The organism is Rubritalea profundi, assembly GCF_002954445.1.
GTDB lineage: Bacteria > Verrucomicrobiota > Verrucomicrobiia > Verrucomicrobiales > Akkermansiaceae > Rubritalea > Rubritalea profundi.
Map to the genome: position 1 here is coordinate 3203470 of NZ_MQWA01000001.1, position 22122 is coordinate 3225591.

General features: G+C 48.4%; 27 protein-coding genes. 12 read left to right on the forward strand and 15 right to left on the reverse strand.

All coding sequences use genetic code 11. The features are described 5' to 3' along the window. The 5 genes from BSZ32_RS19440 to BSZ32_RS13995 form a co-directional block, all read left to right on the forward strand. A partial coding sequence (locus BSZ32_RS19440; RefSeq protein ID WP_206018861.1) for a hypothetical protein occupies positions 1–296 on the forward strand: 296 nt, incomplete at its 5' end. A gap of 183 nt (positions 297–479) precedes the next feature. Continuing rightward, a complete protein-coding gene (locus BSZ32_RS13980) occupies positions 480–680 on the forward strand; it encodes a hypothetical protein (protein WP_105043986.1) in 201 nt (66 codons plus the stop codon). Between the two features lie 5 nt (positions 681–685). Next, complete coding sequence (locus BSZ32_RS13985) at positions 686–940, forward strand: type II toxin-antitoxin system RelE family toxin (protein ID WP_105043987.1); 255 nt, start codon at positions 686–688, stop codon at positions 938–940. A gap of 294 nt (positions 941–1234) precedes the next feature. Continuing rightward, a complete protein-coding gene (locus BSZ32_RS13990; RefSeq protein ID WP_105043988.1) occupies positions 1235–1678 on the forward strand; it encodes a hypothetical protein in 444 nt (147 codons plus the stop codon). Between the two features lie 583 nt (positions 1679–2261). Next, the gene (locus BSZ32_RS13995; protein ID WP_105043989.1) at positions 2262–4244 is read left to right on the forward strand and encodes a DNA gyrase/topoisomerase IV subunit A; all 1983 of its coding nucleotides are present in this window, start codon (positions 2262–2264) and stop codon (positions 4242–4244) included. Positions 4245–4633: 389 nt separating this feature from the next. On the opposite strand, the gene BSZ32_RS14000 is transcribed toward BSZ32_RS13995, so the two are convergent. Continuing rightward, positions 4634–5149, reverse strand: a complete 516-nt coding sequence (locus BSZ32_RS14000) for a hypothetical protein (protein ID WP_105043990.1) — start codon at positions 5147–5149, stop codon at positions 4634–4636. A 106-nt stretch (positions 5150–5255) separates the two neighbouring features. On the opposite strand from BSZ32_RS14000, the gene BSZ32_RS14005 reads away from it, so the two are divergent. After that, a complete protein-coding gene (locus tag BSZ32_RS14005) occupies positions 5256–5726 on the forward strand; it encodes an RNA pyrophosphohydrolase (RefSeq protein ID WP_105043991.1) in 471 nt (156 codons plus the stop codon). On the opposite strand, the gene BSZ32_RS14010 is transcribed toward BSZ32_RS14005, so the two are convergent. From BSZ32_RS14010 to BSZ32_RS14035, 6 genes are all read right to left on the reverse strand, one after another. Further along, positions 5684–6532, reverse strand: a complete 849-nt coding sequence (locus BSZ32_RS14010; RefSeq protein ID WP_105043992.1) for an alpha/beta hydrolase — start codon at positions 6530–6532, stop codon at positions 5684–5686. The genes BSZ32_RS14005 and BSZ32_RS14010 overlap by 43 nt on opposite strands. 3 nt (positions 6533–6535) lie before the next feature. Further along, a complete protein-coding gene (locus BSZ32_RS14015; RefSeq protein WP_105043993.1) occupies positions 6536–7465 on the reverse strand; it encodes a sugar phosphate isomerase/epimerase family protein in 930 nt (309 codons plus the stop codon). Positions 7466–7481: 16 nt separating this feature from the next. After that, positions 7482–8147, reverse strand: a complete 666-nt coding sequence (gene rsmI / locus BSZ32_RS14020) for a 16S rRNA (cytidine(1402)-2'-O)-methyltransferase (protein ID WP_105043994.1) — start codon at positions 8145–8147, stop codon at positions 7482–7484. A 2-nt stretch (positions 8148–8149) separates the two neighbouring features. Continuing rightward, the gene (gene lptE / locus BSZ32_RS14025) at positions 8150–8656 is read right to left on the reverse strand and encodes an LPS assembly lipoprotein LptE (RefSeq protein WP_105043995.1); all 507 of its coding nucleotides are present in this window, start codon (positions 8654–8656) and stop codon (positions 8150–8152) included. 14 nt (positions 8657–8670) lie between these two features. Further along, positions 8671–9618, reverse strand: a complete 948-nt coding sequence (gene bamD / locus BSZ32_RS14030) for an outer membrane protein assembly factor BamD (RefSeq protein WP_105043996.1) — start codon at positions 9616–9618, stop codon at positions 8671–8673. Positions 9619–9687: 69 nt separating this feature from the next. After that, positions 9688–10068, reverse strand: coding sequence for a WYL domain-containing protein (locus tag BSZ32_RS14035; RefSeq protein ID WP_105043997.1), 381 nt, complete (start codon positions 10066–10068; stop codon positions 9688–9690). A 106-nt stretch (positions 10069–10174) separates the two neighbouring features. Here BSZ32_RS14035 and BSZ32_RS14040 point away from each other — a divergent pair, with 106 nt between their 5' ends. After that, positions 10175–11173: a helix-turn-helix transcriptional regulator gene (locus BSZ32_RS14040; RefSeq protein ID WP_105043998.1), complete on the forward strand. Its 999-nt coding sequence runs from the start codon at positions 10175–10177 to the stop codon at positions 11171–11173. Positions 11174–11222: 49 nt separating this feature from the next. On the opposite strand, the gene BSZ32_RS14045 is transcribed toward BSZ32_RS14040, so the two are convergent. Both BSZ32_RS14045 and BSZ32_RS14050 read right to left on the reverse strand, forming a co-directional pair. Next, entirely contained in the window at positions 11223–11663 is a 441-nt protein-coding gene (locus tag BSZ32_RS14045) for a molybdenum cofactor biosynthesis protein MoaE (protein ID WP_105043999.1), read from the reverse strand. Positions 11664–11667: 4 nt separating this feature from the next. Further along, positions 11668–12852: a molybdopterin molybdotransferase MoeA gene (locus tag BSZ32_RS14050; protein ID WP_165788861.1), complete on the reverse strand. Its 1185-nt coding sequence runs from the start codon at positions 12850–12852 to the stop codon at positions 11668–11670. 104 nt (positions 12853–12956) lie between these two features. Between BSZ32_RS14050 and moaA the strand changes: the two genes are divergently transcribed. Together moaA and BSZ32_RS14060 are read left to right on the forward strand one after the other, a co-directional pair. Beyond that, on the forward strand, positions 12957–13964 hold the full coding sequence (moaA, locus tag BSZ32_RS14055; protein ID WP_105044001.1) for a GTP 3',8-cyclase MoaA: 1008 nt from the start codon (positions 12957–12959) through the stop codon (positions 13962–13964). A 24-nt stretch (positions 13965–13988) separates the two neighbouring features. Then, entirely contained in the window at positions 13989–14555 is a 567-nt protein-coding gene (locus BSZ32_RS14060) for a DinB family protein (protein WP_105044002.1), read from the forward strand. On the opposite strand, the gene BSZ32_RS14065 is transcribed toward BSZ32_RS14060, so the two are convergent. Both BSZ32_RS14065 and BSZ32_RS14070 read right to left on the reverse strand, forming a co-directional pair. After that, a complete protein-coding gene (locus BSZ32_RS14065) occupies positions 14523–14867 on the reverse strand; it encodes a rhodanese-like domain-containing protein (protein WP_105044003.1) in 345 nt (114 codons plus the stop codon). The two genes, BSZ32_RS14060 and BSZ32_RS14065, sit on opposite strands and share 33 nt — an antisense overlap. Next, positions 14867–15496 (reverse strand): L,D-transpeptidase family protein, encoded by a 630-nt coding sequence (locus BSZ32_RS14070; RefSeq protein ID WP_105044004.1) that lies wholly within the window; start codon positions 15494–15496, stop codon positions 14867–14869. Before BSZ32_RS14070 ends, BSZ32_RS14065 begins: the two co-directional genes overlap by 1 nt. Positions 15497–15716: 220 nt before the next feature. On the opposite strand from BSZ32_RS14070, the gene BSZ32_RS14075 reads away from it, so the two are divergent. Together BSZ32_RS14075 and BSZ32_RS14080 are read left to right on the forward strand one after the other, a co-directional pair. After that, positions 15717–16499 carry a polysaccharide deacetylase family protein gene (locus BSZ32_RS14075; RefSeq protein ID WP_105044005.1) on the forward strand — a complete coding sequence of 261 codons (783 nt, stop codon included), beginning with the start codon at positions 15717–15719 and terminating at the stop codon, positions 16497–16499. 5 nt (positions 16500–16504) lie between these two features. Beyond that, positions 16505–18157 carry a GTPase domain-containing protein gene (locus tag BSZ32_RS14080; protein ID WP_105044006.1) on the forward strand — a complete coding sequence of 551 codons (1653 nt, stop codon included), beginning with the start codon at positions 16505–16507 and terminating at the stop codon, positions 18155–18157. Positions 18158–18233: 76 nt separating this feature from the next. Here the strand turns inward: BSZ32_RS14080 and BSZ32_RS14085 are convergent, their stop codons facing one another. Beyond that, positions 18234–18488 (reverse strand): hypothetical protein, encoded by a 255-nt coding sequence (locus BSZ32_RS14085; RefSeq protein WP_105044007.1) that lies wholly within the window; start codon positions 18486–18488, stop codon positions 18234–18236. Between the two features lie 186 nt (positions 18489–18674). Then, positions 18675–19628 (reverse strand): NAD(P)-dependent oxidoreductase, encoded by a 954-nt coding sequence (locus BSZ32_RS14090; RefSeq protein ID WP_105044008.1) that lies wholly within the window; start codon positions 19626–19628, stop codon positions 18675–18677. Between the two features lie 101 nt (positions 19629–19729). On the opposite strand from BSZ32_RS14090, the gene BSZ32_RS14095 reads away from it, so the two are divergent. Further along, positions 19730–20722 carry a COX15/CtaA family protein gene (locus BSZ32_RS14095; RefSeq protein ID WP_165788862.1) on the forward strand — a complete coding sequence of 331 codons (993 nt, stop codon included), beginning with the start codon at positions 19730–19732 and terminating at the stop codon, positions 20720–20722. 88 nt (positions 20723–20810) lie between these two features. Here BSZ32_RS14095 and BSZ32_RS14100 read toward each other — a convergent pair whose 3' ends face one another. Next, positions 20811–21899: an ABC1 kinase family protein gene (locus tag BSZ32_RS14100; protein ID WP_165788863.1), complete on the reverse strand. Its 1089-nt coding sequence runs from the start codon at positions 21897–21899 to the stop codon at positions 20811–20813. 20 nt (positions 21900–21919) lie between these two features. Continuing rightward, positions 21920–22120, reverse strand: a complete 201-nt coding sequence (locus tag BSZ32_RS14105) for a hypothetical protein (RefSeq protein ID WP_105044011.1) — start codon at positions 22118–22120, stop codon at positions 21920–21922. Positions 22121–22122: the final 2 nt, after the last annotated feature.

A 22122-nucleotide genomic window follows, 5' to 3' on the forward strand; every position in this document is an offset into this window, starting at 1 on the left:
ATAGAACTGGCCATCATGCGAACCTTCCATCCAACAAACAACAGCAAATCCATGACCCCGCCGCACAGCGGCTCTGTTCAACAAGCAGGTGGACTCAACGCGCTACCGCGCGTGAGTCACCTTTTACGTTCTGCGCGGCTACGGCGGCATGGGATATTGGATTACCGATTGATTCGGGCGTGATTGTAATAGGTGTAATAGGGTTACTCATTAGTTTCGGCTGTTTTATTTTTTCGAGGGTGCTGTTTGTTAGCTGGAGAAGAAACAAGGCATGTGAAGAAAATAAAAAGCTCTAAAGAATTGAAAGAATTTGCAGTACAACACACATCACCCAATCGCTGATCAGCTACGAGAGCGATCGATTTATGACAATTTCACCATCAACCCAAAACCTAAGTGCACTGAGAGGTCAGTGATCCGTGCGCTCTAGGTTATGCTAAATAAATTGACCTATTCGAGACATCCTGTAAATTGGTGATATGGGTACGATAGAAGCCATTGAAGATGCTGTAGAGCAGCTTGGGAAGAATGATTTAGCTATATTCAGGGAGTGGTTCAGCTCTTTTGAGGCCGCGCACTGGGATGCCCAAATTGAGCGTGATATTGTCGGCGGTAAGCTTAACCAACTAGCTGATGACGCCATTGCTGAATTCCGTTCTGGGAATACTAGAGAACTGTAACCTCGATGAAACATCATACGACGAAGAAGTTCTGGGACGCTTATAATAAACTGCCCAATCGAGTTCAATCAGTTGCCGATGATAATTTTTCTTTGCTCAAAAATGACCCTTTTCATCCGTCATTACATTTCAAAAAAGTCGGGCGATTCTGGTCTGTACGCGCAGGTATCAAATATCGTGCACTTGGGGTAAGGGCTGACGGATCTATGATTTGGTTTTGGATCGGCAGTCATGCCGACTATGACCGTCTGATCTCGTAAATCGACTTGCAGAACAAGATGCTGCGTCTAAAAGTCAAGGCTTAGAATAGGGTTTAAGCACTTATTTCTTCAGGGTTTTGGGGCTATTATAAAACCTTTTTTATTTGGGTCACATTACTGTGCCTACTGGGATTGTGTCCGTCTCTTTTTGCATCAAAGGTTCCTCGCATTACCTCTGAAGAATTGAATACAAGATAGAAGAAACCTCTAACGAAAAAAATGCATCTAATTCAGGTTCCACTATCGCGAAACCTGAATAGATGATCTAAAATATTGTGCAAAAAAATTGAACTAATGAAACCGAACCCAATGAAAATAATAAAACACACGCTATCCTGCTGCCTTTTGGCACCACTCATAGGCATCTTAATTGGCAGTATGGCGACGGCCGCTCCAGATGATGCGAAGATCGCTCGAGACGTTGACTCTGTTCAAGTCGCGAAGGCTTGGTTTATTTCTCTCATGCAAGGCGATACTGCCGTTACGGCCTCTCTGTCCGAAGCCCCTTTCAACCTCGATGGCAAACACGAAATTGCAACGATGGGAGAACTTAAGAAAATATATGATAGCGTAGTGGAGAAAAAGGGTAAGCGGAATCTGAAGGTCGGGTCTGCCAAGGTGAGTCTTTCCACACCGGAGAAGGTCACGGTATTGATCACGATTGAAGGGGACGACGAGACGATCTCGGTGTTTGTCAAACCAGGGGACGCCTTTCGGGTGATTGGATTCAGATACTGAGAAAAGACTGCAGAACAAAACTCACTCATATACTGACGCGCATCAAGATTTGCGAAATTGAGAACGATCTCTGATGTTGGAGGAATTCCTTTGAGCTCCTAGTGGTGTTACGTTTTACGTGTTAAGTATTATGTCCACCCTTGATGTGGAAATCCAAAAACATGGCACGTAGCAGTATAGCTAGTCGCTACTACCTACTGGCTACTCCATAGAGACGCCGAAAGCGCTCTTGTACGCCGGGCAGGAGCACAGCTTAAAAATTGGCGTGCAGAGTGAAGTGGTATAATACCACTTAGCAAAACCAAAGAGACAAATGTTCTTTTTGAGGGCTTTAGGGAAATGCGCTACGCGGAAAGCTTTGAGTGCTGGGCGCTTTCTTGATAAAACGGCGTTTCTCCTCAGTCATGGTGCTCGCACCACTCTCGTCTAGCCTTGATGGATCAAAAAATCACTCCAGCATTAGTCTCTTTTGATTCACTAAGTGGTATAAGTAATTGGATCGGAAGAATTCCGACTAACCATTAGTCGAATCGCCTTGACGCTGAGCGGGGGAATGGTGATCTTAACTTATCTTAAATAATTTATGAGTCAGGAAGAATTGCCAGAGGTGAGTTTACGGGAGATGTACGCGGATTATTTCTTGGATTACGCAAGTTACGTGATCCTAGAACGCGCCGTACCGTATGTGGAAGATGGTTTAAAACCTGTACAGCGACGTATTCTACACTCATTGAATGAGTTGGATGACGGTCGCTACAACAAGGTGGCGAATGTCGTGGGTAATACGATGAAGTATCATCCTCACGGAGATGCTTCGATCGGAGACGCGATGGTGGGACTTGGCCAGAAAGACCTGCTTATTGATACTCAGGGAAACTGGGGCAACATTCTGACTGGAGATAGAGCGGCGGCACCTCGATACATTGAAGCGCGTCTGACTGCTTTTGCTAAAGAGATCACTTTCAATCCTAAGACGACAAATTGGACACCTAGTTACGATGGTCGAAGTCAAGAGCCGATCTGTCTTCCTGTTAAATTTCCACTTTTGTTAGCTCAAGGTGTGGAGGGGATTGCAGTAGGCCTGGCATGTAAGATTCTCCCGCACAACTTTATCGAGTTGATCGATGCTTGTATAAGTACTCTGCGAAATGAGCCATTTGAGATTCTTCCGGACTTTCTCACTGCGGGGATTATGGATGCCAGCGACTACCGTGAAGGAATTCGTGGTGGTAAGGTGCGAGTCCGTGCTCGGATCGAGATCGACAGTAAAAAGCTATTGCGAATTACAGAAGTCCCTTACGGAACGACTACTGGTGGCTTGATGGATAACATCGTGGCGGCGAATGAGAAGGGGAAGATCAAGATTGCCAAGGTAGTGGATAACACTGCAGCCAATGCAGAAATCTTGGTACACCTTCCCGTGGGTTCCGAACCAGAAGTCGTGCGTGACGCGCTGTATGCCTTTACCGATTGTGAGTCGAGCATTTCACCGAACTCCTGTGTGATTATCGACAGTAAGCCTAAGTTTATGGGGATGCATGACATTCTCAAGCATAGTGCTTTTCATACCAAGGACCTTCTTCAGAAGGAATTAGAGATTCGCTTGGCTGAGCTGAATGACAAGTGGCACTTTAGTTCGCTAGAAAAAATATTCATCGAGAATGAGATCTATCTCACGATGAAAGACTGTAAGAGTATGGAGGAAGTAGTCACCGTGATAGATAAGAGACTGACTCCATTCAAGAAGTTACTTCAGCGTGATGTGGAGGAAGAAGATATCGTCAAACTTTCTAAGTTGCCATTCTTGCGCATGACTCGATTTGATAGTGCTAAGGCGGATGACTTGCTCAAGGCACTGGAAGATGCCATTGAGGAGGTGGAGAAAAATCTACGAAATCTGACACGCTACACGATCAGCTACTTCAAAAATCTACTGAAGAAGTACGGTAAAGGACGCGAGCGGAAGACTGAAATTTCTAGCTTTGCAAAAGTGGACCGTACTCAGGTTGTTGTAGCTAACGAGATTCTCTACATCGACCGTAAGAATGGATTTGCAGGCTTCGGGCTGAAAAAAGAAGAGTCGTTAGATAAGTGCTCAGAACTCGATGACATGATTGTGATCAGCACTGACGGTAAGATGAAGGTGATGAAGGTAGCCGAGAAACTCTTTGTCGGTAAGCGGCCTCAGCATATTGCTATTTTCCGTAAGGACCAAGAGAAAGTGTATTCGGTGATCTATAGAGAAGGCCGTGATGGACCAATTCGAGCCAAGCGCTTCCGCATAGGTGGTGTCACTAGAGACAAAGAATACGGCTTAGCTACAGCGGCGAAGGGGACACGCATTCTCTACTTCATAGTTCACGAGACCGAAGCTGAATCCAACGATAATATTGTTATTGTCCATCTCAAAGCTCAGCTCAGATTGCGTAACCTTTCCCGACCATTTAAGTTTGAAGACATAGCAATCAAGGGCCGTGGAGTCCGTGGTAACCTTGTCAGTAAACACGGGGTCGATCGTGTGGTACGCGCGCCGAAGAATCAGGAGTTAGACCTCGGAGATTCGTAAAAAATGAGTACAGCACCTCAGTCAAAGGCCGAATGCTGGACGCGCCTTATTTGTTTGCTTCTATGGTGCAGACAATGGTGACTTAACATGGTCAAAAACCTGCAATCAGTTCGTCTAGTGCACATGAAAAACACCCAGAGCGCGTGCGCTGTTGGGTGTGTAATACCATCTTCACAGTTACCTTGGAGCAATGATCGATTTTTGGGTTTGAGAGTAGTCAGCAAAGCTGAATTTTAAGAAAGCGCTAAAGTTTTCCCATTCTAGCAGCGTTCCGCGTCAGTCACATAGCTCGCTATGCTCCTTCCTTGAGCCTTGCTAGAATAGAAAATCTTCAGCGTCATTACACCAATCTAACTCCTCAAATGGTATAAAAGGGGATTTGAAGGCGATTACTTGATCGTGATTTTACGGCCTTTGTTCTCTTTCCAAGCTTTGCTGATAGATTTATAGATTTCACCGAGATCGTCTGTATCGATGACTCGAAATTCGATAGTTTTCGAGTGGGTGGTGAGTGGGTAATCTTTATGGACGGTAGTGTCTGGGTCGACACCAACTTTTCCACCAGCTTCGCTACCGAGTTGTTTTGCTCGACTGATAAGGTTGGAGGCAGCATTGGAGCTGTTATTTTCACCGAGAGCTTCGATAACGTAGAAGCGAGTGAGAGCGGCTCCCATAGTTTCGATGTCCACTTCATGCACGACAGCGCCTTTTACATGGTATGTGCTCATACCGATGGATGAGATACGTGCTAGAGAAACCATATAGCTGCCGCCAGGGAGATTTGCTTCCCAGAATTTTTGTGGTAAATTTTGGCTGGATACATTGTCATTTTTATTCTGAGCCGTGGCTGAGATGGGCGCCATGACTGCAGCGGTAAGAGCTATGATGGGTAGAATGAATTTCATAATAGTTGTTTCTACAGTGTTCCTACGGGCGCTGGCAATGATGGTTACGCTAATCTTGTGAAAATCTTGATTTACAAGGGATGCACAAGTTGAGATGAATCTATTGATGCCAAAATACCGCCCAAACGTAGCTGCCATTATTATCAATAGAGAAGGCGAAATTCTTGTCTGTGAGAGGTCTAACAATGGCAGAGCATGGCAATTCCCCCAAGGTGGAGTAGACAAAGGTGAAACCAACATAGAGGCACTTTATCGCGAAGTCTTGGAGGAAGTGGGGCTAGAGAAAAAATATTATAAAGTGCTAGAAGAGAAGGGTGGGTATAAATACCTCTACCCTCAAAAAGTACGTGAAAAGAAGAAGTTCGACGGTCAGAAACAAACGTACTTTCTTTGTCGCTTAAAGAAGTCTGCGCCCGAGATCGATCTCGGTGAGAACAATCCTGAGTTCAGTGACTACGATTGGGTGCGTCCGGAGGAATTCGATGGAGCTTGGCTACCTGATTTCAAACTGGACGTCTACCGTGAGGTGATGCTTCACTTTTTTGATGTCGAGATAGTTTCGGCTGATAGAGTTTGAGAAAAGTCGAGGAAGAGCTGGATGAAGGCTTGAATTTCCTCTGGCGAGTCGCCGTAGATGTCATTGTGACCACGACCTTTGAGGTCGTGGAATATATGCTTTCCGGTGTGGGCTGCAATCAGAGCCTTGCCGTGAGACTGTGGGATGACCCCATCTTCCTCTCCGTGGATTACCATGAGGGGGGTCGTGATGCCTTTGATCCTATCAATGTTAGGGAAGCGATCACGTGGAAAGATCGGGAAGCGGAAGGCGACGCGGTAGATGCTGCTGAGTGGATTGATGAGTATCATACCGGCGGCGGGCTTCTGAGTGGCGAGGTAGGTCGTTGGGCCTGAGCCCACGGATTTGCCCACGAGAATGAGGTCCTTGCTAGCGATTTTATGGGTGAGGGTAAGGTCCACATACACTCTTTCAATGGCAGCGTAACAGCTCCGATCGCTTGGCGACCCATCGCTCAGTCCGTAGCCTGGGTAGTCGTAAGCATAAATTCCAAAACCGGCTTGGTGGAAGAGATCTAAGAAACTGGTGGAGCTCAAGTCCTCAGCATTGCCATGTGACCAAAGGAGCGTGGCCATGCCCGGTTTTGCTGGACGGTAATAGGTGGCTATTTTGGTGTTCGCCTCGCTTCCCTCAATGAGAGCGATATGATCGGATTGTTCGGTATAGGTCGGAGTCGGCGGGAGGAAGATGAAGTAGTCCGCTAGACTCACTGCAATGACTAGGAGAATGACATAGATTGAGATGAGCGATTTAGCGAGCCGCTTCCAGCTGAGTTCACCGATCAGGTACTTCTTCCACTTACTCATGTACTACACTAAGGTTTCAGGGAATTGTTGTTTCCAGAGCAGTAGTGATTGCTTGATTTGCTCTGGATCGCGGGTTGGGCTGAGCTCCCAGGTGTGTGGCATTTTTGGATCAAAATGTTGCAGTAACTTCGGGAAGTCGATCTCGCCAGTGAGCGGGACGCGGTGGTCGCGCTCGGGCCAATAGACATCGTGGACGTGACAGCCTACGAGGTAGGGAGTCATGCTTGTTAGCCATTCATCGTGATCTAGCATGTGGATGTTGTGCTTGAGTTGGACGTGACCGAAGTCGTGCCAGTAACCCACTGTAGGGTTGTCTTTAAAATGCTCTTGCAGCGCGAGCATCTCAGTCTCAGTGGGCATATCTTCGTAGCGCGAGCGTGATTCTACAGCTAGCTTAACTCCAACTTCAGCAGCTTTCTCTGCAATTTCTTCTAAAGCTTCAATCGCGCGGGCATAGTAGAGTTGTCCAATTTTTGCCCGCTTCTTGATAAATTTTTCTTTGATACGTTGGTATTTCTTGGTGTCGTCTTTTTCTTGTTTGACGAGAGCTGTGAGTTTGTTGGTCCAGCGTTTTGGGTTCATGGGAGCTGAGCCCATGTGGAGCACCATGTAGTCGGCTTCAAAGCGCGATGCCATTTCAAGAGTTTTGAGAGTGAGCTCTAGTGCACGTTTCCTGTCATATGTTCGGTGTGAGGTGTACTCGTAGGCGTCGGGAGCGTCGATCATGACCTCTACTGGTGAGGGGAAAAAGTTGTGAACCCCGCAGCAGTTGAATTTGCCTTTTTTGAAAGCCTCCATGATGCCAGGAAGCTTGGTGATCATCATGCCGTGGCTGAGCTCGATATTGCTGAAACCGAGCTCGACAATTTCATCGATGACTTGTTCGCCACAGTTGTGCCGAGCATTATTCCAGCATGTTGAAAAACTGAGCATTCAAGTGAAGTGATGTTCAGGGTTTTGGCTTGAGCAGAAGGACTATTTCCCCCTTTGGCTTGTGGACACTGAAGTGCTCAAAAAGCTCTTTGGATGTACCACGGTGGTAAGTTTCAAACTTTTTAGTGAGCTCACGAGCCACACAAATCTGGTGGTCCGGTATCTCTTTGCTGAGGATTTCAAGAGTGGAGGTTAGACGGTGAGGCGACTCGAAGAAGAGTGAGGTGTGTTCAGATTCTGCTGCGGCGAGTAAAGCCTTGGTGCGTTTGCCCTTTTTCACAGAAAGAAAACCGCCGAAGTAGAAGGCGTGAAGAGGGAAGCCAGAGCCAACCAGAGCAGTAAGTACCGCTGAGGGGCCGGGTAGGACTGTGTACTCAACCTTGTTTTCAATACACGCCTGCATGAGGCGATACCCTGGATCAGAGATCGCGGGCATACCAGCATCTGTGATGACAGCAATGTTTGTGCCTTGTAGAGCTTTCTCTATGAGTTCTGGGGTCTTTCTCGCTTCGTTGTGATCGTGAAGTGCTACGACCGGTTTAGATACTCCTAGGTGTTCGAGAAATGGGCGCGAGTGGCGCGTGTCCTCACAGGTGATGAGGTCTACTTCTTTGAGGACCTCGATAGCGCGAAGGGTTATGTCGCCGCGGTTGCCAATGGGTGTTGGTACAAAACTGATCATAATTAGAATCCGTTTGCGATACGAAGCATGATGAGTTCAGTAGCATTTTTTGCAGCATCGGGGAAGGCGTTGGTACGTGAGGTTTGCTGATTTGAGTCCACAGAAAATTGGGTGCGGCCAGAAACTTTACCTGAGGCAAGCGTCTGGTTTTGATGGTCTACTAACTTCCACTCAACCTTGAGGTTCATGTACATTTCTGTAGCTTTTAGTGAATCAAAGCGTGCGTTGCGTCGCTCACTGTACTCGATTGTTTTGATGGTCGCGATGAGGTCCGCATCAGATGTGGCGGCTGAAGCAATATTGTAGGTGCCGTCTCGGGTAATGGCGTCGACCATACTGTTGGTCACGAGGCTTGCTAGCCGTTGTTCCTGCGTCTCATTTTTAAAAAGAGGGACTGAGATCGAGTTGACTGAGCTGAGCTCGGAGGGCTTAACATTTCCAAGCTGGTAGCCAGCGCAGGAAGTAAGAGCAGTTAGACAAAGAGCAGCGGCGAGTAGTTGACGAAGCATATGAGCGATGGAGTTTATTTAGGGAGGGCTGCGAGACGCTGCTTGGAGCGTTGGTTGAGGTCGGATCCCGACTTCGTGGCGCGGATCACTTCGTTGTAGTAGAACGCGGCGGATGGATACTGTTTCTTCTTTTCGTAGAATTCAGCAATGCTGAAGCTGCGCTGGATATCGGAGCCTTTGATTTGCTTTAGAATGACCTTCGCGCTCTTCGCTTGTTTGCTGTTTGGATAGAGCAAGGTAAGGTCTGTGAATGTCGTGTTCGCTGTGTCGAGGTTTCCACGGTTGCGGTTACCGTCTTCCGTTTGTTTGAGTAGGAGGTTACCTACGCGGTAGAGGGCTTCTGGAGCAAGTGATGATTTCGGGTAACGGACGTAAAGATCCTCGTATGCTTTGATCGCTTTACCGAGGTTCTTGTCATTCTGCCACATCTCAGCGAGGCCGAATTGAGCCTTAGGTGCGGTGGGGCCGAAGGGGGCATTATCGCGGACTTGTATGAACATCTTTTCCACCTTGCTACGGGGGATGTCAGATTTGAGCCCGAGGAAGCTATTTTTTATTTTTCCAGTAGAGGCAGCGTGCACTACGTCGGACTGGCGCTGGATAGCCTTGTCATACTGAGAGGTGCCACGGTATTGGGTGATGAATGATTGGTACTGTTCAAATGATTTCATTAACTCAGCTTGAGAGTAAAGGAGCTCGGCCTGTCGAATGCGTGCATCTGGTGCTTCTTTAGACATTGGGTAGTCGTCAGTCACATTACCATATACCTTGATTGCCTTTTTTGTGCTACCTTGAGCTTCGAGGGCTCTGGCTTGGCTGTAGAGTTTGTTCGCCTCTACAGTGCTGCCCTGTGTGACTTGACCTGTAGCAATTTGGACCTTGTCGTTAGTGTTGCCGCAAGAAGTGATGCCAGCCGTGGCGATGGCGATGAATGCGTAGGAAAGAGATACTGCTTTGTGCATGTCGACAAACTAACGCTTTAGCGCAAATTGCCAACTATGAATTTTACCAGACTCGAAGTATTCTAGACGCTAAGCGAGAGATATTTTATCAACCCTGAAAATCCTATTTTCGCGTCGCAGATGGCAATAAGCTGAGGCATAGGTGTGAGGGGAGTTGGTGAAGCGAAAGACTGATTCGATGCTAGCTAAACGGAGTTGTCGCGGGCTGGAGCCACCGTAGTAGTAAAACGCAATGGTTTGGTTGCTTTGGCTCGATTCCTGTAATCTGCAGACTGTGGAGTCATTGCTTTCACTCAAAGGATAGCGCACTTGATTTTTCCATGGCTCAAATTCTTTTGATCGTTGTTGAATGGGATCTGTTGGTGAGCATGTATCTTCGGCGGCTTTAGCTATGAATGGGAGGAGGGTGGTAAGGCTCAAGAGCCCGAGAATGTTTCGTCTGCTAGTCATGAATAGACTATAGAATGCTAGGGTGGGACATTTGCTGGGCTACCCTGTGAAGAGTTTGTCAATTTGGAGGTTTTTAGGTTCGAATATCTATGTTAGCTGATTGTGTATGAGTGCATTTGGAGGTGGTCGGACTGCGACGGTTAGGATGATGAATATTTTTGATTCAGTTAAAAATGGAAGTTTTCCAAATTGTCGCAAGCTTGCGGAAGAATTTGAGGTGAGGCCGAAAACGATCCAACGCGATATCACCTATATGCGCGATCAGATGGGAATTGAACTGCACTATAATCAGCAACTTCATGGCTACGAACTTGTGGGAGAGTTAGAAGATTTCCCTTTGATAGATCTACAGGTGGAGGATCTAGCCGCATTGTTCCTAGCCCGCAGTGCGATGGGGGGGATTCAGGGGACTAAGCTAGCAGAGTCGCTCCAGCCAGCCTTTGAGAGGTTGTCGCAGCAGCTTGAGGGAAAGGTGAGTCTGAGGTGGAATGATCTAGATGAGGCGTTTGCTATCAAAAAGAATGCGGTGGTTGAGGCGGATCTAACTTTGTTCGGTAAACTTGCTGAGGCGGTTTTGAAACAAAATGAAGTGAGTTTTAAATACCGCGGGATCAAGGCTCTGGTATCGACTCATAGGAGGATACAGCCCTACCATGTGGGTGAAATTTCTGGGGGGTGGTATGTTATCGGTTATGATCTCGACCGTGATGGATTACGGACATTCGCGCTACAGAGAATGACTGGCGTGAAGGTCCTGAAGACCTGGTTTGAACGGCCCGATGATTTTAGCATTGGTGAGCATTTGGGCGGAGGTATCGGGGTCTGGAGTGGCAAAGCAGATGGTGCTGAGTCAATTGAGGTAGTGATCGAGCTTACTGGCTGGGCGGCACGTTTGGTACAAGAACGACTTTGGCATCCAAGCCAGAAAATCACGATACTCGATGATTTGGGCGAGAAAATTCAGATGACAATGGGTTTAGATAATTTGACAGAGGTGACTCAGGTGGTTCTTAGCTGGGGCAGTAACGCTAAAGTCCTGGCGCCAGAAGCCTTAGTGCAATCCGTGTGTAAGGAGTTGGAGGGGGTTCAGAAATTATATGAATAAGCTTGGATCCAAATCCTTAAAGTCGACTTGCACCGTATCAGGGTAAGCTCTAGTGGCTGTGCTTTATCCCTTCGGCGCATTTTGCGCAGTGTGGCCAGGCTGTGGTTCCATCGGTGTAATGCTCTTTTTTCCAGATGGGAACACGTGATTTTGTCTGGTCAATGATATAGCGGCAGGCTTCGAAGGCGGCATCGCGATGGGCTGCAGAGACAGTGACGCATACCGCCATGTCGCCAATAGCAAGATGTCCGATGCGATGCTCACAATGCGCAGCAGTGAGCGCAAATTTTTCCAGAGCTTCCTCTATCACCCGTGAGCCTTCTTTCTCAGCAAGGCTGACATAGGCTGAGTACTCTAGGGAGTCGACGGCTCGCCCTTGATGGTGATTGCGCACCCATCCTTCAAAACTAACAAATCCACCAGCTGTGTCGCTGAGAGTTTTTTCGCGCAGTGCCGCGTGGTCGATGGGAGATTCTGTAATGGTAAACATGGTTTTAAATTTGGGCCCAAGGGTAAAAGTTATAGAGAGAGTTCGCTGGAGATGTTGTCGTAGATGGTGGAATTTCAATCACGCCGTGACAGCCAAGTAGGGCAGCATAATCTCCAGAGTTATTCGGCGAGGATGGGTAGATTTTGCCGTCTTCAATACGCCCAGCAAGCAGCTGAGTGAGCTTCGGGTGAAGCGGGGCGGGGGAGGAAAGTGGAAGACTTTTTACACCCTTGAGGATACCTAGATGGAGTTTCAATGCGGGAAGCACATAGCGGGCTAGGCACGCCATCACTGAAAGTGGGTTTCCTGGTAGAGCAAAAATGGGAATGGGTTTCTCAAAGTAGGCGAATGGTTTTCCTGGCCGTTGGCTGACTCCGTGAAATAGCGCGGTGCCTGCAATCTCATTGAGTAGGGGCGCGATGTAGTCGAATTTTCCTTTGGAAACTCCACCGGTGAGAATCAAAATGTCCGCCGTTGCTAAGGAATGATGAAGAGCCTCTCGGGTCGCCATCTCGTCATCCGCAATGTGTGTGTGTGTCACCGATCCGAGACCACCCGAATCAATAGCAGAGAGGATAGCGATCGGGTGACTGGAGCGGATTTGAAATGGTTCTGGTGTGGCTGCGGGAGGAATGACTTCGTCACCAGTGGTGATGAGGTGAATCTGAGGAGTGCGTGAAACCTGGAGTTGGCACGCGCCACAACTGGCGGCAATGGCCAGTTCGGCAGCTCCGAGGACCGAGCCTGGCTCAAGCATGGTGTCACCAGCTAAGTGATCGCTCGCCTCTCGGTGGATGAAGTCGCCCGCGGCATAGGCATACTTTTCTGAAATTTTCGCCTGACCATTCTCGATGGTCACTTCTTCGATTGGGACGACACAGTCGCATCCGACTGGAATAGGCGCTCCAGTCATCACCTCGAGGCATGCGTTGGTATCGAGTAGAGTAAGGGCTGGGGAGCCGGCCGCTTGGACTGCTTCTACAGCGAGGGCTCCTCGATTAGTCGATGAGTGAATGGCGATGCCGTCCATCATAGCCCTGTCAAACGGGGGTATATTGCGGTCCGCTAGCACTGGACGCCGCAGTAGTTTCCCAAAGGATTTATCGAGCTCAATAGTCACTTCAGCAGCTGCAGGGATACTGAATTCAATGAGCTGGCTGGCGTCTGCTGGTGTGGTCAATGGCTTCATAGACTTACTTGCAATAATGGAAGCGTGCAATGCCGTGCCTGCCAATAGAAAATTGCTCTTTTTTATTTTGTTTATGACAACAATCCGCACTAGCGTTTCTTCAGATGAGCAGCACCGATACATTACAGCGCCCTTTGCGCGATCTTCGAATCTCAGTCACGGATCGATGTAATTTTCGTTGCCGGTATTGTATGCCCGCCGAGATTTTTGACAAAAACTACAGTTTCTTGCCTCGTGAGGAGATTTTACGTTTTGGTGAGATAGAGACGCTGGCACGGAGTTTTGTGAGCCTAGGAGTTCGTAAGCTACGTCTCACTGGTGGCGAACCTTTGATGCGGCGAGATCTGGATGTTTTAGTGGGAAAGTTAGCAGCGATCGAGGGGGTAGATGACATAGCAATGACCACTAACGGATCCTTGCTGGCTCGCAATGCTCAGAAACTTGCGGACGCGGGGCTTCATCGTGTGACTGTCTCGCTGGATTCCCTAGACAATGCCATCTTTGGTAAAATGAATGGTGTGGGTGCAAAAGCTGACCGAGTGATTGAGGGGATTGATGCCGCGCTCGCTGCAGGTTTAGGCGTTAAGCTCAATGCCGTGGTTCAGAAGGGGATCAATGAATCTGAGTTGTTGCCATTGGCTCAGTTTGCTTATGAAAGGAATATTTCTATCCGCTACATCGAGTTCATGGATACTGGTAATACCAATGGCTGGAAACACGAAGAGGTGGTTCCATCCCAGAAGGTGTTAGAATTGTTGCAGGAATCTTTTCCATTAGTTTCCGTTGCTGATGCGGCAATCGGTGAGACCGCAAGAAGATACCATATCGAGGGGCGGGCCGGTTTCGAAGTCGGCTTCATCAGCTCGGTGACTAAACCATTTTGCCGCGACTGTAATCGGATACGGTTATCTGCTGACGGCCATCTTTATACCTGCTTGTTTGCGCAGTCTGGCTACGACATAAAATCGTCCCTACGAGAGGGGGAAACTCCCGAGCAATTGATGAGTAGAATTTCCTCACTATGGGGCGTACGCGATGATCGATATTCTGAACTACGAAGTGAGGGAATGGCTCCCGTAGCTAAGAAAGAAATGTCCTACCTTGGTGGATAATTTGCTATAAATGGATATACAGCGATGAATCCGCTCATTAAATTAGCCCTACGCGGAAAGTTTGCTTTGACCACAAGAGGGCAAGCAATGAATCAGGCTCGTAAGGCTCTGGATTCGTACATGGTGCTGGCGATGACTCTCAGTGAAGAGGCTGGTAAATTGCCGGTGAGGGTGCCGGCTATGCGCGGGGTGGATGAAGACATGCGTGATTGGTCGTTTTTTATGCTCTTAGAGCATAACCTGATCGTGAACAGGAGCATAACGACTCGAATCAAGACCCTCGTGACAGGGGAAGCCAGCCCAGCACCTGAAGGGTTCGATGCCAAAAAGGATGTGATGCCATCCGCTATAACTGGGAGTCCACAAGTGGCAGCATTTAGGCGTTCAATTAATGAGCACGTCAAGTTGGTCAGCAGCCTTAGTCAGTTATGCGGAACAGCCACCAGTCAGCATCCCATCTTCGGTACCTTTGATGCGCACCAGTGGAACTGTATGCTCTCCTTCCATCTTCAGATCCATCTTAGGCAGGCAGCCTATATTGCAGAGCATGCAGGCGACTCAATAGCGGGCGACCTCAGGGTCGATCAATAAGGACCATTGGTCGATGCCGCCTGCCATAGAATATGTGTGGGTGAAGCCTTGCTCCCGTAGATAGAAAATGGCGTTGAGCGAGCGCACTCCATGGTGGCAGTAGATAATGGCGGGGACATCTCCGCTAGAAAACTCAGTTTCCGCTGGGCCCATGAAATTTGAGAGCGGAACCAGAGTCGCTCCATCAATCCTGCAATGAGTGTATTCATTGAGTTCGCGGCAGTCGATTAGCAATGGGGGATTCTCAGACTTAAGTAAGTCCTGGCATTGCGCGACGTCGAGCTCGAAGGTGTGGCTGGGGTCGGGAAGCATTATTCGACAATCACAGGTGTGCCGTGAGGAGTGTTATCGAAGAATTTCTGAGCCATATTCTTGGGCATACGCACGCATCCATGTGATGCTGGATAGCCTGGGAGGAATCCTGCGTGCATTCCTATTGCACCATTGAAGCGCATAAAGTGGGGCATCGGAGCGTGCACAAAAACTTCGCCTGCGCCTGCTTTGTCACGGCGGGTAGACGCATCTCTAATGATGGTCTCGCCCGTCTCTACATTTTTGATTACCCCGTAGAGTGAAGATTCGTGGTCGATATCCTTTTGCGTCACTTTGTAACGGCCGCGTTGAGTGCCATGACCATCGGTGCCTGTAGAAATTGGAGTGACGCCTACGAGGGTGTCGCCTTTAAAGTAATAAGCACGTTGGTCGTCTAGGTTGATTCGGATTTTCGGTGAGCCCGTGACTCCGTCACCATCCCAGTACCCCTTAGCTGCGACTTGACCATTATGTTGGATAGGAGCTTGGCCAGCCTGAGTTTGATCGAAGCCAGAGAGGTAGCTGCTTCCTCCATAGTTTGAGGTGCCTTTGTAATAAGGATCATAAGGGTAACAACTGCTGAATAATAATGCGGATGCCAGAGTGGCTACAAGTAAGAGAGATTTCATATACTTCGAATTGTCAGGACTATAAATTATGAAGGCTGATGGTCAAGTCACCTCTCGATTTAATAGAATAGAGAGGTAAGTTCAAAAGGGTAAGTTGTCTATGTGTTTTTGAGTAACATTTTTAGGTTGATGCGTGACAGTTGAATCAATCTCCTTTAAGGATTATTGCAGACTTATGTTGCATCATTATCTACGCCCTATAGGGAAAACTCTTTCAATAATGGCCCTCGTTGTGGGGTTTTCAAGCTGTGCGTCGAAGAACGGCAACGAAGGTTCACCAGTACCCAACCCAATAGGTAAGAATCCTGGGTATGGCAATACTAGTGTCAGTGGCCCCGTGCCGCAAAACCCTGACATGCGTCTGTCTTCAGAGTTTTCAGGGATTTCTTCCGTGAGTATAAGTAGTGGTTCGCGTTCTCAGAAACTTCTGGCTCTTACCTTCGATGACGGGCCCAATCCAGCTCACACACCTCGTCTTCTAGACATGTTACGCCGTAGAAATGTGAAAGCTACTTTCTATGTGATCGGTGAGCGTGCAGCAAATCATCCAGATATCATACGTCGAATTGTCGCTGAAGGCCATGAGGTAGGCAATCACACTTGGACACACCCGAATTTAAAAAAACTCAGCGACGATGCAGTGCGTCGTGAATTGGATAAGACGCGCGACGCTATTGTCAGCGCATGTGGTGTTCAACCCCGCACGATGCGCCCTCCGTATGGTGCAATGTTCAAAAAACAAAGGGAATGGGTTTACCGTGAGTATGGCTACCCGACAGTGCTGTGGGATGTGGATCCGCTCGACTGGAAGAAGCCTGGATCCAGCGTTGTGGCTCAGCGTTTGATTAGTGGTGCGCGGAATGGATCCATCTTGCTCGTTCATGATTTACACGGAAGTTCTGTCGATGCTATGCCGCAGACCATTGATACGCTTTTACGCCAAGGCTATCAGTTTGTGACCGTTTCTCAGCTTATAGCACAGAAGTCTGTAGTTGCCCGCTAGACCATATGCTAGGGGAGGAATATGCAGCAACACGCGACTCGCTGATCGAACTCATTCGCTACACGCGTGTGCTAGCTAAACGGTCAGCGACACCACTTGAGGAGGGGGAAGACGCTTTGGATGACCAATTGCGTAGACCGTTTCGTTTTGTCGTGATTGGTGAGGCGGGTGCAGGCAAGACATCTTTGATGCAGAAGCTTGCTGGTGTTAACTATGCCAGTGAGCCTTTAAAATCACCCTCTGTCTCCATCATTCGTGACGCAGGTTACCGTGTTTTTTTAGAGGCAGAGGACGCCTGTGAAAAGCATTATGTTAGGGGAGCTAAAGACGTAGAAATAATCGAAGTGCATGACTACGGGAAACTTAGTGAGACCCAACATGCTTCGCTCGATTATTTATTAGAAGAGACGGACTTCCTTTTTTGGGTATTTACAGCAGAGAACCCGTGGTCGGCATCGACGTGGGACGCTGTGGAGGATAAGCACGCGCAGGTGTGTATGCGTTCTGCGCTCGTGCTCCAGCAGGTTGACCGCCGTGCCGCTGAGGATATCTCAATGCTGTTAGGGCATATGAAGGAGCTGTGTGAAAAACGTGTCGAGATAGGCATCCCACAGTTTGCGCTAAGTACCCAAAACGGATCTGGCATCAACGAATGTTTTACTCATGTCAATCTTAGCTTAAATCGTTCAGTTGATCGAAGACGTGAGCTTCGGAATGTTTATAAAACCACCTACGCGATGTTGCGAAGGACTGAGGGAAATATTGATGACCGCTCACGTAATCTTGCGGGCGACCAAGAATACCTGCAGTCGATCGAAGCACAAATCGACAGATCACGCGAAGAAGAAGTGCGTCACGTTATGGCAAACATGAGCCAGCTTAGCTTGCTCCTAAGTAGTCAAATCAAGCGGGTGATGCGCTACACTAGTCTGCGCACAGGTGTGGTTGCTAGCCACATTGCAATTTTTGGAAAAGGCGACACAGCTACTAAGGTCGAGCACTTCTTGATTGAGAAGGTCAGTGAAGAGGCTGAAGCTTACGCTAAAGTAGAAACTGAAAAGATGCGTCAGCAATGCCGCAAAAATTGGGGAGAAATACGGCCGCATTTAGTAGATCGACTCTCGATCGATGTCGGTGACTTCAATGAAGCGAGTTTCGATGAGCAACAAGAAGTATTTTGTGAGGGAATGGCAAAGTCTGTTAGTCAGGCAATACTGCATCTCAAGCTCCGACGCTTTCTAGACGTACTAATCGTCCGACGCTACAAGGTCATGCGTAAGATCATAAAGCTAGCGCTCTTCCTCCTCACTGCGGGCAGTTTGATCGCAGTTCTAACAAACAAGTTATTGGGTGTTGGCGCACTGACTCTCGTAGGAATAGGTGTGGCGCTTTTAGCTGCCTCCGTGGTGTATAGCCGCCTGACTGGCTCATTGGTGAATCGTAGTTTTGCCGAATCACTAGAGGACTCAGCACCAGCCTTGAGGAAGTCTTTGCGTGACGGGTACGTTGACCGAGTGCGAGCCTATTACAATGGCTACACTCCTATGTTCGAAAGTATGCGGCGCCATATTTCCGATGCAAAGTCAGATCTGCAACCACAACAAAAAGTGGCTGCTCAGCTCTTTCTGAGGCTCAAAGCTCTCGAGCAAGAGATTTAGTATCAAGGAGTTAGTAGTCCTCGATGAGGCGGCTCTATCGACCACCCCTCAAATCATGATCGTGTCAGGTGTTGCTTTAGGCTTCTGGTAGCTCTGGCAGTGCGTTGAGCATTACTTGGTAGCGGAGTTCATCGAAATTTCGCTTATCGATGAACATACGGTTAGTTTCATCTGCTAGGCAGAGAGCTAACATCTTGATTGCCTCTTCGTCATCTGTGTCATCGAGTTTGATGAGGCGCTCAAATGTCTTTTTGACGTAGGGGGTGTCTTTGGATTTTAGTTGATCCTTAATGGCAGGTATCAGAGCGGTGATTAGGTCAGTTTCTTCCATGATAGGTATTGTTAGTTATTTGTTGAAAATCCAGCACGATAAAACGGTTTCTACCGCGAATTTCACGAATTTCACGAATTGCACTAATGCTTGATGAAACGGGTTTACCGCGAAAGATGGGAACGTGTCGAAAAGCAGAGACTATGAAACTGCTCCACTGGCTATAAGCGAGGCTGGCTGGAATTCTTAATTCTTAATTGGAGCGAAGCTCCCCATGAAGCTTGTAATATTTTCTGCGACTCCCGCTAGCAAGCGTTGTCGTGCCTCCAAAGTACTCCAAGCTGTATGCGGAGTGATCATCAATTGTGGATGATCACTCAGAATCAATGAATTGTTAGGGGAGGGGGGCTCTGAGGATAAAACATCGAGCCCAGCACCCGCGATAGTTCCCGCATCTAGGGCCTCGGCCAGATCAGCTTCGTTGACCAATGGTCCTCGGCCAGTATTGATGAGATAGGCTGTGGGTTTCATCTGACTTAGAGTTTGTTTATTGATGCAGCCCTGGGTGGCTGGCGTTAGCGGGCAGTGGAGAGAGATGAAGTCTGAGCTAGAGTAGAAATCTTCGGCTGCTACTCTGGGCAGCTCGGGCATCCGTTTAGCTTTCGATTCTTCCCTAGCGAGTACCTGCACATTCATGCCAAAAGCCAGCGCTAATTTAGCGGTAGCTCCACCGATCTCGCCGAGACCGATGATGCCCAGCGTTTTTCCTACAAGATCGAAACTAGGATGGGCGAGGCTGGTGAAAATAGGAAACTGAGGCCAAGCTCGGCTATGTTGATTAAATTGCGGGATCTGCGTCGCAAAATTGAGAATGAAAGTGAACACGTGCTGGGCGACCGAAGGGGTCGAGTAGCCAGCCACATTGCTGACAACGACATTGGCTGCTGCTGCTGCGTCGAGATCGATTTGGTTGACACCAGTGGCGCAGGAAACGATGAGTTTGAGCTGTGGGGCTGCCGCGATGTTCTTTGCGGTCATCAGGGCCTTGTTGGTGATGACTATATCGGCATGGGGGATGCGTTCCGGAATTTCAGCCTCGGCGGAGACTGGGTAGCTGGTGAGGGAACCGTGGCGCTCGAGTACCGAGAGATCAAGTTCTCCTGAGTGGAGAGTTGAGGCATCGAGAAAGACTATCTGCATGGCGCTAGTCTGTGTTGTACAATTCAGGTGCACAAGGACAAGTTAGTAACAAACTAGCGCTTGTGCAGCGGGGGGGGCTGGGCTATGGATAAACCATGAGGATGAGCGTATTCCAGAAGGTGGCCCTAGCGACACTTATTTTCACTCTCTTACTAATGTTTGTAGGTGCAGTGGTGCGTGCAACGGGGGCTGGAATGGGTTGCCCAGATTGGCCAAAATGTTGGGGAAAATACATCCCTCCGACCTCGGTCGAGCAAATCGATGCCGATGCTCTTCCCATAGAACGCTACAAGAAAAAGGCCGAGCGCTATGGTCGCGATCCAGCGGAAGTGACTCGCGAGAATGTGTTGGCCGAATTTAACCCAGTGCACACTTGGACCGAATTTATCAACCGGCTGTGCTCGTTGCCTATTGGAGTATTCACTTTGCTGACATTGGCCATGTCGTTCAAGTTCGCGAAAAAGAAGCCCATCGTACCCATTGCTGCATCAACAGCCACATTTTTGGTTGGGCTGAATGCCTGGATGGGGGCGAGGATCGTCTATTCAGGGCTGCAACCGGGGACGATTACCACCCACATGGCTCTGGCCGTGCTTTTGCTTTGTGTCCAAGTCTCCATCGTCTGGATGGCTCGTGAACAACCGTGGACGCTCAAGGTGACCCAACTCGGGCGCAAGCTAAAATGGTTTGGCCTGATCGCTTTTGTCTTCATTTTGGTTGAGGGGATCATGGGGTCTCAAGTGAGGGAAATGACTGATGCTCTGAAAAAATCCCACGGCGACGCCCCACGTATCGAATGGTCGGAAGAACTAGAACAGACCTGGATGTATCTGGTGCATCGCAGCTTTTCATGGGCAGTGTTGCTTGCCTCTTTGATGTTCTACTGGGTGAGCCGGAACTTCCGTATTGGCGGAGCTGGTTGGCATGAAAAAACGATTCTAGCAATCGTTTTGGCGCAGATGACGCTTGGACTGATCCTTTCCCAAGTGGGAGTTCTTAGAATAGTACAAGTCCTCCACATCGGACTGTCCGCGATACTGGTGGCAGTGTTTTTCCACTGGCTATTAGCTGCATTTGGCCGCAGGAAAATGTAGCGAGGCTTGTGGAATTGTCAGGTGACTCGACAAGACCAGAAGGCTTCCCATAGATCGAGTGTGGGCAGCAGTCGTGAATGGTAGTAAATTAAGCTGATTCGGTGAACTCAGGCAAACTGGTTTTCACTGTGGAACCTAGGCTTCCTAATAGATGGTAGAGTCCAAAATAGGTGCGATTTAGATAGAGAGCATTTGGGTTTCCACGCGAGGTGCTGAGTTTGTTCAGCTCTTTATCTAGTCGAGTACGCTCACCAAATGCGGCTAGCTCATCGAAGTAGGCACGATCACCAAAATCAAATGAACCTTCATAGAACGGCCGCGATAGCAGCTCGACTGATTCTCTAAAGATAGCTGTAAGTTTTTTAACCTCGTGCGATTTATCCGATTCTAAGATGAGACCAATCTTGAACAATGCATCTTGGAAGAGTTGCTCGTCGCCGAGTACGTCTGGATTCATCAGCGAGAAGTAGTCTTTGTAGAAAGTGTCACTCAAAGCCTTGGTACAACCGAAATCCAGAACCCACAGTTGATTGTCATGGACCTTAAAGTTGCCAGGGTGTGGGTCAGCGTGAAACAGGCGAAGCTCGTGGATCTGATGGTGGTAAAAGTCCCAAAGAGCTTGGGCTATTTTCAGTTTTTCTTCAGACGAGGCATTGGACTCGGCATAGGTGTCGAGATGGGCTCCTTCTACCCACTCCATAGTCAAGATTCGCAGGCTACTCATCTCAGGGAAAAACTGAGGGAAGCGCGTGTTGGATAACTGCTTTGACTTCTCAGCGAGGTCCTGTGATCGTTCCAGTTCTAGGTGGTAGTTGGTTTCTTCTAATAATCTCTCTTGTACTTCTTTGATGTAGGGGTCGAGTGATTGGGAATCGAGTTGGAATAGACGAAGCGCGATTGGTTTAACAATTGCTAGGTCAGACTTCATGCTATTTGCGACACCTGGGTACTGAATTTTCACCGCATATTTTTTTCCAGCGAGCTCAGCTTGATGGACTTGGCCTATCGATGCGCCCGAGACAGCCTTTGTGGTGAATGAGTCAAAAACCTCGTTTGGTCGTTTACCTAACTCTTTGGTAAATGTGTTGACGACCAATGGATAGGTGAGTGGTGGGGCATTATACTGAGCTTGTGAAAATTGATCAGCGTATTGATCGGGGATGAGGTTGCGATCCATGCTGAGCATTTGTGCGAGCTTTAGTGGTCCACCTTTGAGTTTACTAAAGGTGTCGTATGTTGTCTTAGCGGTAGCCTCGTGAAATGCAGTTTTATCATCGTCACCGGTGATGGTTTTTTTGCCTGATATTTGAGGTAGTTGACGCCGACTTGAATACCTGCCCCGGCAATTTTACTGGCTCTGCCAATCTTGCTCTTAGGAATTTTTGTTTGTTCTTTCATCA

Bases quoted from the DNA above. Each gene is read 5' to 3' on its own strand.
- BSZ32_RS13980 (WP_105043986.1), top strand. From the start codon at position 480: ATGGGTACGATAGAAGCCATTGAAGATGCTGTAGAGCAGCTTGGGAAG.
- BSZ32_RS13985 (WP_105043987.1), top strand. From the start codon at position 686: ATGAAACATCATACGACGAAGAAGTTCTGGGACGCTTATAATAAACTG.
- BSZ32_RS13990 (WP_105043988.1), top strand. From the start codon at position 1,235: ATGAAACCGAACCCAATGAAAATAATAAAACACACGCTATCCTGCTGC.
- BSZ32_RS13995 (WP_105043989.1), top strand. From the start codon at position 2,262: ATGAGTCAGGAAGAATTGCCAGAGGTGAGTTTACGGGAGATGTACGCG.
- BSZ32_RS14000 (WP_105043990.1), bottom strand. From the start codon at position 5,149: ATGAAATTCATTCTACCCATCATAGCTCTTACCGCTGCAGTCATGGCG.
- BSZ32_RS14005 (WP_105043991.1), top strand. From the start codon at position 5,256: ATGCCAAAATACCGCCCAAACGTAGCTGCCATTATTATCAATAGAGAA.
- BSZ32_RS14010 (WP_105043992.1), bottom strand. From the start codon at position 6,532: ATGAGTAAGTGGAAGAAGTACCTGATCGGTGAACTCAGCTGGAAGCGG.
- BSZ32_RS14015 (WP_105043993.1), bottom strand. From the start codon at position 7,465: ATGCTCAGTTTTTCAACATGCTGGAATAATGCTCGGCACAACTGTGGC.
- rsmI (WP_105043994.1), bottom strand. From the start codon at position 8,147: ATGATCAGTTTTGTACCAACACCCATTGGCAACCGCGGCGACATAACC.
- lptE (WP_105043995.1), bottom strand. From the start codon at position 8,656: ATGCTTCGTCAACTACTCGCCGCTGCTCTTTGTCTAACTGCTCTTACT.
- bamD (WP_105043996.1), bottom strand. From the start codon at position 9,618: ATGCACAAAGCAGTATCTCTTTCCTACGCATTCATCGCCATCGCCACG.
- BSZ32_RS14035 (WP_105043997.1), bottom strand. From the start codon at position 10,068: ATGACTAGCAGACGAAACATTCTCGGGCTCTTGAGCCTTACCACCCTC.
- BSZ32_RS14040 (WP_105043998.1), top strand. From the start codon at position 10,175: ATGAGTGCATTTGGAGGTGGTCGGACTGCGACGGTTAGGATGATGAAT.
- BSZ32_RS14045 (WP_105043999.1), bottom strand. From the start codon at position 11,663: ATGTTTACCATTACAGAATCTCCCATCGACCACGCGGCACTGCGCGAA.
- BSZ32_RS14050 (WP_165788861.1), bottom strand. From the start codon at position 12,852: ATGAAGCCATTGACCACACCAGCAGACGCCAGCCAGCTCATTGAATTC.
- moaA (WP_105044001.1), top strand. From the start codon at position 12,957: ATGAGCAGCACCGATACATTACAGCGCCCTTTGCGCGATCTTCGAATC.
- BSZ32_RS14060 (WP_105044002.1), top strand. From the start codon at position 13,989: ATGAATCCGCTCATTAAATTAGCCCTACGCGGAAAGTTTGCTTTGACC.
- BSZ32_RS14065 (WP_105044003.1), bottom strand. From the start codon at position 14,867: ATGCTTCCCGACCCCAGCCACACCTTCGAGCTCGACGTCGCGCAATGC.
- BSZ32_RS14070 (WP_105044004.1), bottom strand. From the start codon at position 15,496: ATGAAATCTCTCTTACTTGTAGCCACTCTGGCATCCGCATTATTATTC.
- BSZ32_RS14075 (WP_105044005.1), top strand. From the start codon at position 15,717: ATGGCCCTCGTTGTGGGGTTTTCAAGCTGTGCGTCGAAGAACGGCAAC.
- BSZ32_RS14080 (WP_105044006.1), top strand. From the start codon at position 16,505: ATGCTAGGGGAGGAATATGCAGCAACACGCGACTCGCTGATCGAACTC.
- BSZ32_RS14085 (WP_105044007.1), bottom strand. From the start codon at position 18,488: ATGGAAGAAACTGACCTAATCACCGCTCTGATACCTGCCATTAAGGAT.
- BSZ32_RS14090 (WP_105044008.1), bottom strand. From the start codon at position 19,628: ATGCAGATAGTCTTTCTCGATGCCTCAACTCTCCACTCAGGAGAACTT.
- BSZ32_RS14095 (WP_165788862.1), top strand. From the start codon at position 19,730: ATGAGCGTATTCCAGAAGGTGGCCCTAGCGACACTTATTTTCACTCTC.
- BSZ32_RS14100 (WP_165788863.1), bottom strand. From the start codon at position 21,899: ATGGATCGCAACCTCATCCCCGATCAATACGCTGATCAATTTTCACAA.
- BSZ32_RS14105 (WP_105044011.1), bottom strand. From the start codon at position 22,120: ATGAAAGAACAAACAAAAATTCCTAAGAGCAAGATTGGCAGAGCCAGT.